The sequence below is a fragment of the Cognatundibacterium squillarum genome, assembly GCF_014652435.1.
Lineage (GTDB): Bacteria > Pseudomonadota > Gammaproteobacteria > Burkholderiales > Burkholderiaceae_D > Undibacterium > Undibacterium squillarum.
Genome location: NZ_BMYU01000009.1, coordinates 83,958 through 97,694, shown reverse-complemented (window position 1 = coordinate 97,694; position 13,737 = coordinate 83,958). Strand labels below are relative to the sequence as shown.

At 52.3% G+C, this 13,737-nt stretch carries 11 protein-coding genes; 5 read left to right on the top strand and 6 right to left on the bottom strand.

Translation table 11 applies throughout. The features are described 5' to 3' along the window. Nucleotides 1–2 precede the first annotated feature (2 nt). Nucleotides 3–950 (top strand): DUF1853 family protein, encoded by a 948-nt coding sequence (locus tag IE092_RS16030; protein WP_189358234.1) that lies wholly within the window; start codon nucleotides 3–5, stop codon nucleotides 948–950. Between the two features lie 9 nt (nucleotides 951–959). Here IE092_RS16030 and lplT read toward each other — a convergent pair whose 3' ends face one another. Continuing rightward, entirely contained in the window at nucleotides 960–2,222 is a 1,263-nt protein-coding gene (gene lplT / locus IE092_RS16025; RefSeq protein ID WP_189358232.1) for a lysophospholipid transporter LplT, read from the bottom strand. A 137-nt stretch (nucleotides 2,223–2,359) separates the two neighbouring features. On the opposite strand from lplT, the gene radA reads away from it, so the two are divergent. Beyond that, entirely contained in the window at nucleotides 2,360–3,742 is a 1,383-nt protein-coding gene (gene radA, locus IE092_RS16020; RefSeq protein WP_189358230.1) for a DNA repair protein RadA, read from the top strand. Between the two features lie 326 nt (nucleotides 3,743–4,068). Here radA and hpnE read toward each other — a convergent pair whose 3' ends face one another. Both hpnE and hpnD read right to left on the bottom strand, forming a co-directional pair. Then, a complete protein-coding gene (gene hpnE, locus IE092_RS16015) occupies nucleotides 4,069–5,412 on the bottom strand; it encodes a hydroxysqualene dehydroxylase HpnE (RefSeq protein ID WP_189358228.1) in 1,344 nt (447 codons plus the stop codon). Then, the gene (gene hpnD, locus IE092_RS16010) at nucleotides 5,405–6,238 is read right to left on the bottom strand and encodes a presqualene diphosphate synthase HpnD (protein ID WP_189358226.1); all 834 of its coding nucleotides are present in this window, start codon (nucleotides 6,236–6,238) and stop codon (nucleotides 5,405–5,407) included. The genes hpnE and hpnD overlap by 8 nt, the downstream gene beginning before the upstream one ends. 231 nt (nucleotides 6,239–6,469) lie before the next feature. On the opposite strand from hpnD, the gene IE092_RS16005 reads away from it, so the two are divergent. Continuing rightward, the gene (locus IE092_RS16005; protein WP_189358224.1) at nucleotides 6,470–7,375 is read left to right on the top strand and encodes a hypothetical protein; all 906 of its coding nucleotides are present in this window, start codon (nucleotides 6,470–6,472) and stop codon (nucleotides 7,373–7,375) included. A 113-nt stretch (nucleotides 7,376–7,488) separates the two neighbouring features. Here the strand turns inward: IE092_RS16005 and IE092_RS16000 are convergent, their stop codons facing one another. The 3 genes from IE092_RS16000 to hpnC form a co-directional block, all read right to left on the bottom strand. After that, nucleotides 7,489–8,193, bottom strand: coding sequence for a M24 family metallopeptidase (locus IE092_RS16000; protein WP_189358222.1), 705 nt, complete (start codon nucleotides 8,191–8,193; stop codon nucleotides 7,489–7,491). Nucleotides 8,194–8,210: 17 nt separating this feature from the next. After that, nucleotides 8,211–8,450, bottom strand: a complete 240-nt coding sequence (locus IE092_RS15995; RefSeq protein ID WP_189358220.1) for a hypothetical protein — start codon at nucleotides 8,448–8,450, stop codon at nucleotides 8,211–8,213. A gap of 74 nt (nucleotides 8,451–8,524) precedes the next feature. Then, nucleotides 8,525–9,367, bottom strand: a complete 843-nt coding sequence (gene hpnC, locus IE092_RS15990) for a squalene synthase HpnC (RefSeq protein ID WP_189358218.1) — start codon at nucleotides 9,365–9,367, stop codon at nucleotides 8,525–8,527. A 205-nt stretch (nucleotides 9,368–9,572) separates the two neighbouring features. Here hpnC and IE092_RS15985 point away from each other — a divergent pair, with 205 nt between their 5' ends. Both IE092_RS15985 and IE092_RS15980 read left to right on the top strand, forming a co-directional pair. Continuing rightward, nucleotides 9,573–10,655, top strand: a complete 1,083-nt coding sequence (locus IE092_RS15985) for an efflux RND transporter periplasmic adaptor subunit (protein ID WP_229793212.1) — start codon at nucleotides 9,573–9,575, stop codon at nucleotides 10,653–10,655. Further along, complete coding sequence (locus tag IE092_RS15980) at nucleotides 10,652–13,732, top strand: efflux RND transporter permease subunit (protein ID WP_189358213.1); 3,081 nt, start codon at nucleotides 10,652–10,654, stop codon at nucleotides 13,730–13,732. The genes IE092_RS15985 and IE092_RS15980 overlap by 4 nt, the downstream gene beginning before the upstream one ends. Nucleotides 13,733–13,737: the final 5 nt, after the last annotated feature.

Genomic DNA, 13,737 nt, shown 5'->3' with positions numbered 1-13,737 from the left:
ACGTGGATTCTGTTCCGTCCGGCTGGCACAGCTACGCTTCGTATCCATTGCGCGCGCTGTGCTGGCTGCTGTTGTCTCCCCCTTTACTGGACGAGCATGCCCCTTGCTGGCATGGGGCTGCACTGAACCCCGTCTTGCAATTCCCGCGTTTGTGGCAACGTTTGCAAAGTGACCCTGCAGCCGTGCAAGCAGAGCTGGATGCTTTTCTTGCAGAAAAGCCGGTGCGTCGTCTCGGTTTGTATGCAGAGCAATTGCTGGCATTTGCGTTGCAGACGGAAGGGCTGGCTTTTCGTCGTGGCGTACAGATTCACAACGAAAAAGGCATCACTGCCGGTGAGTTTGATTTTCTGCTGGCTGCGAACGACGGATATCGTCATATCGAGCTGGCAACCAAGTTTTACCTGTGCCGTCAGCATCAGCCGGATGCCGGACTGATGCAGTTTCTTGGGCCGAATCTCGCCGATGCGCTGGGTTTGAAAATCCCGAAAATGTTACGCCAGCAAATGCAACTGGGGCAAACGGCACTGGCGCGATCCGTACTGGATCAGCCGGTGTTTTCCGCTGCTGCGATGATCAAAGGCTGGCTGTTTTACCGTCCGCATAATGCGGATGTGCATACACCGGGATTGCATCCTCAGCATGCACGCGGCTTGATTCTGACGATGGGCGAGCTGGCGGCCCTGCAGGAACCGGCATGTCTGTTACCTAAAATGGCCTGGCTGGCACCGGCAATTTGCCCTGAATCTGAAGTGCGTACCGGCGCAGAATGCCTGCCGTTCTTGCAGGCAGAATGGCAAAAGCAGGAAGCACCTTATATGCTGGCAATCCTGAAGGAGCAAAACGGGCAATGGCTGGAGTCCGGCAGGGCGATGGTCATACCGGACAGCTGGGCAGAAAAAGCAATTACCGCTGAACTTGCGTTACAGCGGCAATCGGAATCGATGGCTTAATCAGCCAGTTCAGTGTTTGTGCTCACCGATCAGTGCCACGGAATCAAATTCGCGCTGGTTTGCCGCATGACGGCGCATCACCAGATAGGTTGAGCCGGCAACAAATAAACCGAACATTACAATCACGGTTTTCACATTCAGATCCAGCTTGATCATCAGTGCGTACAGACCCAGCATGGTCAGCACCGACAAATTCTCATTGAAATTCTGTACTGCGATTGAGTGACCTGCACTCATCAGTACGTGTCCGCGATGTTGCAGCAAGGCATTCATCGGTACGACGAAGAAGCCGGCCAGCACGCCTACCAGTATCAGCAGCGGATAAGCTAGCGCCACGTTATGGATGAATATCATCGTCGTCACTACCAGACCCATCGCAACACCCATCGGCATGACGCTCAGAGACTTACGTAAAGGAATGATTTTTGCTGCACCAACTGCGCCCAGCGCAATACCTATGGCAACAACGCCCTGCAGATTGGCTCCTTTATCGAGCGGCATATTCAGTGACTCTTCTGCCCACTTCAGTACGATAAACTGGAGCGTCGCACCTGCACCCCAGAACAGTGTGGTGATTGCGAGCGAAATCTGCCCCAGTTTGTCTTTCCAAAGTACGGTACAGCAGTTCGCGAAATCGGTAATCAGACGTATAGGATTGGTATGCTGGTGTTCATAGACTGCCCCGGTATGCGGGATGCGCAGGTTGAACAATGCAGCCACTGCATACAGCCCCGCGATTACGGTCAGGGCCGCTTCATGTGACGTATTGATTCCGAAGTCGATTACAGGAAAATCGAAAGCAAGCAGGGCGGCAGCGACTTCCGGATTGACCAGTCTTCCCCCCAGTACCGTTCCCATGATAATAGACAGGACGGTTAATCCTTCGATCCATCCATTTGCCGCAACCAGTTTTTCGGCAGGTAAGAGTTCCGTCAGAATGCCATACTTGGCCGGAGAGTAAGCTGCTGCACCCAGTCCGACCACCGCATATGAGATCAGCGGATGGACATGCATGAACATCAGTGCGCAGCCGCCGACTTTGATCAGGTTGGTCATAAACATGACCTTACCCTTCGGCCATGCATCAGCGAAAGCACCGACGAATGCAGCAAGTAAGACGTAAAAGAGGGCGAATACCAGTTTCAGTAACGGCGTCATCCAGCCGGGTGATTCCATGGATGCTAGCAGTTTGATCGCCGCGATCAGCAGAGCATTGTCTGCGAGCGACGAAAAAAACTGCGCCGCCATAATCATATAAAAACCACGTTTCATGCTGGGTATGAGCCTGTTACAAACTGTGTTGGGTGAGCTTTATACCATGAAAAACCGGAAAGACAGCGGAAATAAAACAAGTTCTGCGTCGAATACTGGTTAAAATATCAGTATTTTCCAGTTTCTGACGGCATCGTATGGCAAAAGCAAAGACCCAGTACACCTGCACCGAATGCGGCGGTATTTCTGCGAAATGGGCAGGTAAATGTCCGGCTTGCGGGCAGTGGAATACGATGGTGGAAACCATCATGGAAAGCGCGAATAACCGTTTTGCCGCTTCCCGTCCGCAAAGTCTGGCGCAGACGGCGCCGGTCATGAACTTAACCGATATTGAAGCGGAAGACGTGCCGCGTTTTTCGACTTCGATGGAAGAGTTTGACCGCGTGCTGGGAGGCGGACTGGTTCCCGGCGGAGTGGTGCTGATCGGTGGTGATCCCGGTATCGGTAAATCCACCTTGCTGTTGCAAGCACTGTCGCATCTGGCCCGTATCCGCAAAGTGCTGTATGTCAGCGGCGAAGAATCCGGTGCGCAAATTGCACTGCGTGCCAAACGGTTGGCGGTGGATGCCAACGGAGTACAGTTGCAGGCAGAAATTCAGCTCGAAAAAATTCTGCAAACACTGGCCGAGCATCAGCCGCAAGTCGTGGTGATCGATTCGATTCAGACCCTGTATTCCGAAGCGCTGACGTCGGCACCGGGTTCTGTGGCGCAGGTGCGCGAATGCGCGGCGCAACTGACCCGTATGGCGAAAACCAGCAATATCACCATGATTCTGGTCGGTCATGTGACCAAGGAAGGCGCACTGGCCGGGCCGCGTGTGCTGGAGCATATTGTCGATACGGTGCTGTATTTTGAAGGCGATACACACAGCAGTTTCCGTCTGGTCCGGGCGATCAAAAACCGTTTTGGTGCGGTCAATGAACTCGGTGTGTTTGCGATGACAGAGCGTGGCCTGCGCGGCGTATCGAACCCTTCTGCCTTGTTTTTATCTCAGCATGAAACGCAGGTTCCCGGCTCTTGCGTGATGGTGACGCAGGAGGGAACGCGCCCCTTACTGGTGGAAATTCAGGCGCTGGTGGATGCCGCGTTTTCGCCGAATGCGAAGCGTTTGTCCGTCGGGCTGGAGCAAAACCGGCTGGCGATGCTGCTAGCGGTGCTGCACCGTCATGCAGGCGTGGCCGCGGCTGATCAGGATGTGTTTATCAATGCGGTCGGCGGCGTCAAAATTACTGAACCGGCAGCGGATCTGGCGGTGTTGCTGGCGATTCATTCTTCCATGCGCAACAAAGCGTTGCCACGCCGTCTGGTGGTGTTTGGCGAAGTCGGGCTGGCCGGTGAAATCCGTCCTGCGCCGCGCGGACAGGAACGTTTGCGCGAAGCGGCCAAGCTGGGCTTTACGGTGGCGATGATTCCGAAAGCGAATGTACCGAAGCAACCCGTGGATGGATTGAACATCGTCGGCGTCGATCGTATTGAAGAAGCCATGGCAAAAATCCGCGATATCGATGATCTGAGCTGAATCTGCAGTTGCTCGCAGTAAAAAGCAAACTGAGTCCGGATACCATCGTATTCAGTAAAAAACAAAAACGGGTCAGTGTTGCTGACCCGTTTTTTTTATCATTGTTACTTGCCCTCGATTGCCGCAGCGTTATCCATTATTGCTATGCAGGACAGATGAGCGGCGCTGTCTGTACAAGCATTTTCGAACCGGAAAATGCACTGCATTGTGCAAATATCGTCATCCGTCTTTTCCGGAGGCCCGGACTTTCTGCCGACGACCGCCGGATCGCTGTGCAGAACACCGCATTTGGGGCATTTTCAGGCGATTCTGAAGCCTTGTCAGCCTCAGCGGCCTTGTTTCAGGCTTTCGTGTATCTGTTGCGCCACCTGATTACCGCTGCGCACCGCAGACTCCAGCGTGGCCGGATAGGCGGCATCGGTGTAATCGCCGGCAATCCATAAGCCTGTGATGCCGGTGGCTTGCTGTGGACGTTTGATGCCCGGCGCACAAGCCCAGGTAGCACGTTTTTCTGTGATGACCTGATGCCAGAGCGGCTGTGCAAGTGCATTGATACCGGTTTGCGTTGCGAGTTGTTGCGCAACCAGCGCTGCCAGCGTTTCCGCATCCGGGAGAGCGGACGGTGCACTGATCACCACTGCCAGTAATCCTGCTTGCTTGGGGTCCAGCCAGCCGCGGTCAAATACGAACTGTCCGTAATGCTGGCTGGCAGCCTGATCCGGCAGGGCGTAGAACGCGCGGTCCAGCCGCACAGATGCCGGATATTGCAGATAGACCGTGGTGATCGCTTCAAACTGATAATCCGGCAGGGCTGGCGTTGTGTCTGCATCGCTGACGCTGGCCAGCAAGCGCTGGCAATTGCGGATATCCGTCGCAATTACTACCTGATCAAATTCGCCGGACAAGCTTGCTTCTGCATTGCTCAGTGTCCAGTGATCCCCCTGGCGATGCAGGGCACGCACCGGCATGCCTGTCTGCACTGTCATATGCTGTTGCTGCAAATAGCGGATTGCCAGTTCCGGCAGGATCGCACCGAGTGGCGCGCGCGGGATCAGCATGTCGGATGCGGCGCGGCCGGCACCGAGGCTGTCGCGCAAAACAGCCAGAAAAGTGTTCGCCGAAGCGCGTTCCGGTGGTGTGTTCAGCGCAGCAATGCACAGCGGATGCCACATCAGCCGCACCAGACGCTCAGTTTGCTCAAACTGCACCAGTAAATCATTCACGCTGACATCGGTATGTAACTGCCAGCCCATCCATTTGGCAGCAGATGAAAAGCGCGCCAGTGCCAGTTTATCGGCCAGCGTCAGACCGCTGGCTTTCAGCAAGCCGATTGCCATATGCAGCGGGGCTGGTAATTTCGGTGCAATCAGCGACATGCCATCGCAGGCGGACGGATACACCATTTGCAGCGGCAGGCGCAGAAACAGCTGTTCAGGATCGCCACCCAGTGAACGGATCAGTTGCAGGGTGTCGCGGTAAGCGCCCAGCAAAATGTGCTGGCCGTTATCCAGCGTCTGCGGTCTGACCTTTACAGAGCGGGCGCGGCCGCCGGCTTGCGGTGCAGCTTCAAACAGCGTGACACGATGACCATCCCTTACCAGGCTGACAGCGGCGCTGCAGCCCGCCCAGCCTGCGCCGATCACGGCGATATGCTGTTGAGTTTCAGCCACGGATATAGGTTTTCCACGCCAGCCACAGTTTGCGGATCGGCGTCAGTTTGATTTTGTGCTGCAGTACGCGGAAACCATCCAGTTTCACTTCTTCCAGCACAGAGCGGTAAATCGCCGCCATCATCAGTCCGGTACGCTGTGCGCGGCGGTCTTCTTTAGGCAGGGTATTCATGGCATCTTCATACAACTGGCATGCACGTTCATACTGGAATTGCATCAGTTGTGTGAATTCCGGTGTATGCCGCGCATTCAGAATGTCAGCCGCTTTGACCTGAAACTGCTGCAATTCATTGACCGGTAAATAAATACGGCCTTTACGCGCATCTTCGCCGACATCACGAATGATGTTAGTCATTTGCAAAGCCAGTCCGAGTTTTTCGGCAAACTCTTTGGTTTGCGGATTGCTGATCCCGAAAATGCTGGCGGATAACACGCCGACCACACCGGCCACATGCCAGCAATAGTTTTTTAAGCCGTTGAAATCCAGATAGCGCGACTGGTTCAGATCCATTTCCATGCCATCGATAATCGCCATCAGGTGCTGCGGCTGCAGATCAAAAGTCGCCATATGCGGTTGCATTGCTTTGGTCACCGGATGCGTAGGTTCGCCATTCAGCATGGCTTGTAATTCCTTGCGCCACCATGCCAGTTTGGAGCGCGCCACCATATCATCGGCAATCTCATCAACGATGTCGTCCACCTCGCGGCAAAACGCGTACAGGGCAGTAATGGCCCGGCGCTTTTCCTGCGGCAGGAACAGGAAACTGTAATAAAAGCTGGAGCCGCTCTGTGCGGCTTTCTGCTGGCAATATTCGTCTGGAGACATACTGTAAAGTACCGGTGGGCAGCATCAGGCGCTGCAAAAGCCGCTATCCTAACAAACTGATACAAGAACAACAAATACGAGTGCGGTATATTTGCGAGCGAGTTTCTGCAGGCTGCGCTTTTTGTTACCTATTTGCAGTATCATTGGCAACCATTGAAAATTGCCTTGCCAAAATGTCAGTTGTGCAACCAGGTCGGGCGCTCAGGTTAACTTTTCTCGGACGGAATTATCTTGAATAAATTGAAATTTGCCGGCTTGGCAGCCGCATCAGCAATGCTGGCAGCATGTGGCGGTTATGTATACACATCGATTGGTGGTACGGTAACGGGCCTTGGCACAGACGATACAAACACGCTGGTTCTGATTAATGAGCGAGCTTTTCCTGCCAAACTCACCAGAGATGGTGATTTTTCGTTCCCGATCGCGAGTAACGCGGCGTACAAAATTCAGGTTTTTTCTCAGCCTAGCCTCGTATTTTGTACGGTGAATGGCGGCACGGGCGTGATGCAGGGCGAGGGCGAAGTTAAATCCGTTCGTGTGGCCTGTGCACCAAATGTACAGGTAAAAGGAACTGTCGCTGGCATGGGAAGTGGCGGTGTTGTGACTTTGCAGAATGCAACGCCTGATTTTGATAAGCGTACCGTACTGACTGATTCTCCAATCGTGCAAAATGTCACTGCGAATGGCGCATTCAGCCTCTCACGCTATGTTGTACATGGTGATCCGTACGAAATTTCTGTTTATGCGCCGCCAGCAGGGCAATACTGCACAGTCGCGAATGCAAAAGGCGTTGCTGACAATACTAAGCCGGAGTTGGCTGCCAATGTGGCGGTCAGCTGTGCGGATGCGGTGCCGATCGGCTTTACAGTCAATGGATTGACGGCTGGTACTTTGCTGCAAATCACGAATAAGTCTGCGCTGAAAGAAGAAACAAAAGCCGTTTCCGCGATCGGTATTTATCGTTTTGCCTGGAGCTGGCCTGACGCTACCGCTTACACGGTATCGATCAAAGCACAACCGATTGACAGTACTGGTAAAGCAACCGGTCAGACTTGCAGCGTTGATTCAGGTGCAAGTGGCGTCGCAAGTATGGCGAATCCGTCGGCATCGCTGAATATCGTTGTTAATTGTAAGTAAGTCGGTTGAGCCGGACGGCTCACTGAGTAAAAAAGGCAGCGTTCGCTGCCTTTTTTTATCTCTTTTAATTTTTAACTTTTAACTTTTAAGTTGATTGCGTTGACTGCTTCAACTCATAGTTCCTGTAATGCACCTTCAGCATCAAAGTAAAAAACCGATTCATGCTTGAATCCCCACTTGCCACCTTTGGCGCGGATAAATGGTTCAAAACTGAAAAAGCCACACTGACCAATTGGTGTGTGATTATTTGCATCAATAAACTGGCGCTCATCTCGGTTGCTTGCCAGACTGTGGCCTACATTGTTCCGGTAATCGAGATTCACGAACCCGCTCTGACGTATCTTCAGATTCGCCCATTCAAATAACTGACTGAACGTCGTTTCAGGTCGTGCCAGTCGCAGAATTTGCCGGTGCATCTCCTGTAAAAACAACAGGCCATTCTGAAATTCCAGCAGTTTCGGAGATGCTGTGACATGGCCGGACTCAATCGCAAACGAGCGCGCACAGTCGCCCCAGTACTCACCGTTGGCAGGGCTCAGATCAATGGTAATCAGATTTAATTGTCCGACAGCTTCGTGTTGCGGAACATACTGACGCCCCGAAATCGACACACAACTGCGGTTGCCAAGTAATACAAGGGCAGGGCAGTCGTAATACCAGGTGTCCGGATAGCCTTCACTGGCGAGCAGTGCACGCGCTTTTTCCGCGATGGAGTGTTCTGTATCTGCTGCACTGATTTGTTCTGCCAGCAACGACAATACCCGCTTTGCGGCATGCTGCACAGCGCGATACTGATCGAGGTCGTGTTGGGTTGGCATGGCAGCTGATGATGAGGTCAGTCTTGTCGTTCCTGATCCGCATTGGTCTGATCGTCGGCAGGTGTATCCTGATCCGCTGCATCGGAAGAAGTAACTGCCCGAACGCCGGCACGAGTCACGTCTATCGCTGTTCCAATGACCGCACCACCGGCTTTAACGGTGGTTGTGGCAACGGTATCAACGATGGCAATTGCTGTACAACCGCTGATCATCAGGCTGGATAGTAGGAGAGTGGCTATATGAATACAAGGTTTCATCGCATGCTTCTTTTGTGCAAATTGTTAAATCGACTGATCGGCGACAGCTTGGTATACAGTATTACTTTTTAAAGCTATTCGAAATTGCGGGGAAGTGGATACTTTCGTCGCATTCTGCATGCCCGCAACAGCATTATTGCCCAGTCCAGTGGTTTTAATGTGGGTCTTTTGTGAAAGACATCGCCATTGCTGAGTTCAATTTTTTCCAGAATGCGCAAACCACCCTGCACAACAAGTCGCAACTCCCATCCGATCCGACCCGGCAGGCTGGCCGGAAGCCAGGCACCCTGAAGCATGAGTTCTCTGGTGCGTTTGATCTGAAACTGCATCAGATCCTGCCATTCAGATGAAAGTTTGCCGTTTTCAATATCCAGTTCTGTGACGGAAAAATGCTTCAAGTCTTCCATCGGAAGATAGATACGTTCTTTTCGCCAGTCGACAGCAACATCCTGCAGGAAATTAATCAGCTGTAAGGCTGTGCAGATGTGTGAGGATGCCTGTAACCGCTGCGAATCCGCCTTGCCATAGAGTTCAAGCATGATATTGCCGACCGGATCGGCGGAGCGCTGGCAATAGTCAGTCAGTTCGGAATAAGTGGCATACCGTTTTTTGACCACATCCTGACGGAATGCACTGATCAGCTGTCGAAACGGTGTTACCGATAGCCTGTGTTGACGGATGACGGAAGCAAGTTGTCCGAAAAGTGGCAGCTGCGTGGTTTTTCCATCCATGATGCGCAGGAGTTCGTCGTCATACTGCTGGAGCTGATGTAATCTTTCCGCATCGCTTAGTACACCCTCATCAGCAATGTCGTCCGCACTGCGGGCAAAATGATAAATCGTTTCAACTGCAGGCCGGAGTTTGCGTGGTAAGAATACCGAAGCAACCGGGAAATTTTCGTAATGATCTACAGACATGTGCTTAATGACTCAAAAGTCATTGGCAAATAAGAAGAGCTCTCATTATAATTACTAACCCAAGAGTCATTTATTTTTCCGGGGTGAAGGCGGTTTCAGCGTCTTCTAATGATAATTCTGTCGAGAAAAGGGAATTCCAGTGTTGACGACAAAATACAGTGTGTCTGGGCCTTCAGTGCGTATGCGCCGGAAAATGTGGCTGTCCGTGACAGCACTCGGTCTGATTGCGGGCTTAACAGCGTGTTCTAAAAAAGCCGAGCAACAGCCGGATATTCGTCCGGTGCGGGCAATTGTTGCAAATAACGTCAACACCGCTGACGGGCTTGAGTTAGCGGGTGAAGTCCGCCCGCGTATTGAATCCAGACTGGGTTTCCGTGTACCGGGAAAAATACTCAGCCGTCAGGTGGAGCTTGGCAGTGCGGTAAAAAAAGGTCAGGTACTGATGCAGCTTGACCCGCAGGATCTTGCACTTGCTCAGGCGCAGGCAAAAGCTGCGTTGTCTGCAGCGGAAAGTAATCGTGATCTCGCTCAGGCTGAACTGAAACGCTATCAGGAATTACGTGCCAAAAACTTTGTCGCTGCATCCGTGCTGGAGGGAAAAGAAACAGCATTTAAATCTGCGCAATCTACATACGAACAGGCGCAGGCTGGCTTTAAGTCCCAAAGTAATCAGGCTTCTTATGCTCAGCTGATTGCTGATGCTGACGGCGTTGTGACTGGCATTGACGCGGAAATCGGACAAGTTGTTGCTGCCGGTGCACCGGTCGTGCGTGTAGCGCAAACCGGTGATATGGATGTTGTGGTTGGCGTACCGGAAAACAAAGTGAATGTGATCCGTAAATTACAGGATGTGAAAGTCCGGATCTGGGCTGAAAAAGATAAGCTGGTTACAGCGAAATTGCGGGAATTGTCCCCTATAGCTGATCCTGTTACACGTACTTTCCTCGCGAAACTGGCTTTGCCGAAAGATAACCCGGATATCCGTCTCGGAATGACTGCGAATGTGAGCCTGCAGGCAACGGAGGCGAACCCAGCTATTGTGGTGCCAATGACTGCGCTCTATCAGGAAAAAGGCGCTACTTCGGTCTGGATTGTGCAGGACGGCAAAGTTGCGCTGGTTCCGGTTGTTGTGGGTGGAACTCAGGGGGAAAATGTATTGTTGGCCAGCGGTATTAAACCCGGGCAAACAGTGGTTACAGCGGGTGTGCATTTGTTGAAAGCGGGACAGCAGGTCACTATTCTTGGTAATGAGTCTTCCAAGCCTGCGGCCACCGGAGGCCAGAAATGAGCAAGGAGTTCAATCTCTCACGCTGGGCACTGGAGCATACGCCCCTGATTCGTTATCTGATCGTTGTCTTGCTGCTGGGCGGCATACTGAGCTACAGTCGTCTTGGGCAGGATGAAGATCCTCCTTTTACATTCCGTGCAATGGTGGTACGTGCGATCTGGCCGGGTGCAACTTCCTTGCAGATGGCGGAGCAAGTTACCGATAAGCTGGAGAAAAAACTTCAGGAAACACCTTATATCGATAAGATTCGCAGCTATTCCAAGCCCGGTGAGACGCTGATCATCCTGCAATTGCGGGAATCCACGCCATCAAAAGAGACGCCGCAGGCCTGGTATCAGGTGCGTAAAAAGATAGGTGACATCAAGCAGACTTTGCCGCCTGGCGTCATCGGGCCATTCTTTAATGATGAGTTTGGTGATACTTATGGTTCCATCTTCGCATTGTCGGGCGACGGCTTCAGTTATGCTGAACTCAAAGATTACGCTGATTATGTGCGCCAGCAGTTTTTGCGCGTGAATTCTGTCGCCAAAGTCGAAATGTTCGGGGTGCAGGATGAGAAAATTAATATTGAGTTTTCTCATAAAAAATTCTCGCAGCTGGGTATTCCGTTCGACGCCATTGTGTCCCAGATCGGTTCGCAAAATGGTGTGGAGTCCAGCGGTGTAATGGTGACATCCACCGACAATTTACAGGTTCGCGTGACGGGTGCGCTGATGACGGTACGCGATCTGGAGAATTTGCAGTTGCGTGCAAACGGCACTACTTTCCGATTGGGTGATTTTGCTGTTATCAAGCGGGAGTATGCAAACCCGCCTCAGGATAAGATGCGCTTCAACGGCAAAGAAGTTATCGGCCTTGGTATTTCCATGGAGAAGGGCGGCAATATCATTGAGCTTGGTAAGCATGTGCAGACCACGGTTGCGGAAATTAAGGCAAAGCTTCCGGTTGGTGTTGTGCTGGAACAAGTCTCAAATCAACCGGATGCAGTGAAGGCTTCTGTTGGTGAATTCATCCATACGCTGATTGAGGCGGTTGTGATTGTGCTTGCAGTCAGTTTCCTGTCTTTAGGCCTGCATACAAAGCCATTGCGTCTGGATGTGTGGCCTGGTCTGGTGGTAGGTCTGACTATTCCGCTGGTGCTGGCGATTACCTTCCTTTTCATGCGCATCCTCGATATTGATCTGCATAAGATTTCACTGGGCGCTCTGATTATTGCGCTGGGCTTGCTGGTCGATGATGCCATCATTGCGGTAGAGATGATGGTGCGCAAAATGGAGGAGGGATTCTCGCGTTTTGATGCTGCGACGTTTGCTTACACTTCCACGGCGATGCCAATGCTGACCGGGACGCTGATCACGGCAGCCGGCTTTTTGCCGATCGGCCTCGCGAAATCAGCAGCGGGTGAATATACCTTCTCAATGTTTTCTGTTAATGCGCTGGCGCTGATTATTTCCTGGCTGGTTGCAGTTGTGTTTACACCATACATTGGTTATTTGCTGCTGAAAGTAAAACCACATGCCGCAGGTGATCATTCGCATGATTTGTTTGATACGCCGTTCTATCAGCGCTTCCGTGCAGTCGTCAGCTGGTGTGTTGAATGGCGAAAAACGACAATGACCGTCACGATGGCTGTATTTGCGCTCGGCGTGTTCGGATTTAAATTTATTGAGCAGCAATTTTTTCCGGATTCGAGTCGTCTGGAGCTGATGGTCGAAATGTGGCTGCCGGAAGGATCCTCATTTGCAGCGACAGAGGCGCAGGCGAAAAAATTTGAGAATTTCGTTCGCAAGCAGGAAGGCGTGGAAAGCATCACAGCTTATGTCGGAACCGGAAGTCCTCGCTTCTACCTGCCGCTGGATCAGATTTTTCCGCAGTCAAACGTCACGCAGCTGGTGATTTTGCCTAAGGATCTGAAAACGCGGGATGCATTACGATTGAAGATTGCGCAGGTATTTAAAGAAGAATTTCCTGAGGTGCGTGGCCGTGTGAAGTTGCTGCCAAACGGGCCGCCGGTGCCTTATCCGGTGCAGTTTCGTGTGACGGGCCTGGAAGTGCAGAAAGTTCGCGAAATCGCAGATCAGGTGAAGGAGGTTATGCGTACGAATCCGAATACGGTCGGCGTCAACGACAACTGGAACGAATCTGTCAAAGTTGTTCGTATCGAGTTGGATCAGGATAAATTGCGTGCCATGGGCGTGACTTCCCAGCAGGTAATGCGTACGGCTAATACGGTATTAACAGGGACTACTGTTGGTCAGTTCCGTGAAGGCAATCGTCTGATTGATATTGTTGCACGTCAGCCAGTTGATGAGCGTGCAACAGTTGAGGCATTGAGGAATCTGAATGTGGCAACTGCTTCCGGTAAAGCGGTTCCTTTATCTCAGCTGGCAGCGATTAAGCTGGTCATGGAGCCCGGTGTTGTCTGGAGGGAAGGGCGTGAATGGGCGGTTACTGTGCAGTCTGATGTGAAGGATGGCATTCAGGGGCCGACGGTTTCTTCTCAGATCGCACCATTGCTGAAACCGATCATTGACCGACTGCCTGCTGGTTATAAGGTTGAGCTTGCGGGTGCGGCTGCAGATAGCGGTAAAGCGCAGGAGTCGATCGCAGCCAATGTGCCGTTGGTGATTTTCATTATCTTCACGTTGTTGATGTTGCAATTGCACAGTTTCTCGCGTTCACTTCTGGTGTTTCTGACTGGGCCGCTGGGGGTTGCAGGTGCCGCACTGGCATTATTGTTATTGCAGCGTCCGTTTGGTTTTGTGGCACAGCTGGGTGTTATTGCGCTGTTTGGGATGATTATCCGGAATTCCGTGATTCTGATTGATCAGATTGAGCAGGATATTCGCGAGGGTGCTGCGCCATGGGATGCAATTGTAGAGGCAGCGGTACGCCGTTTGCGCCCCATCATTCTGACTGCTGCCGCAGCGGTACTGGCGATGATTCCGTTATCGAGATCAGTATTCTGGGGGCCGATGGCTGTGGCAATTATGGGGGGGTTGATAATTGCAACCGCGCTGACTTTGCTTTTCCTGCCGGCGCTATACGCTGCCTGGTTCAGGGTGCGTCGCCAGTAAGGTCC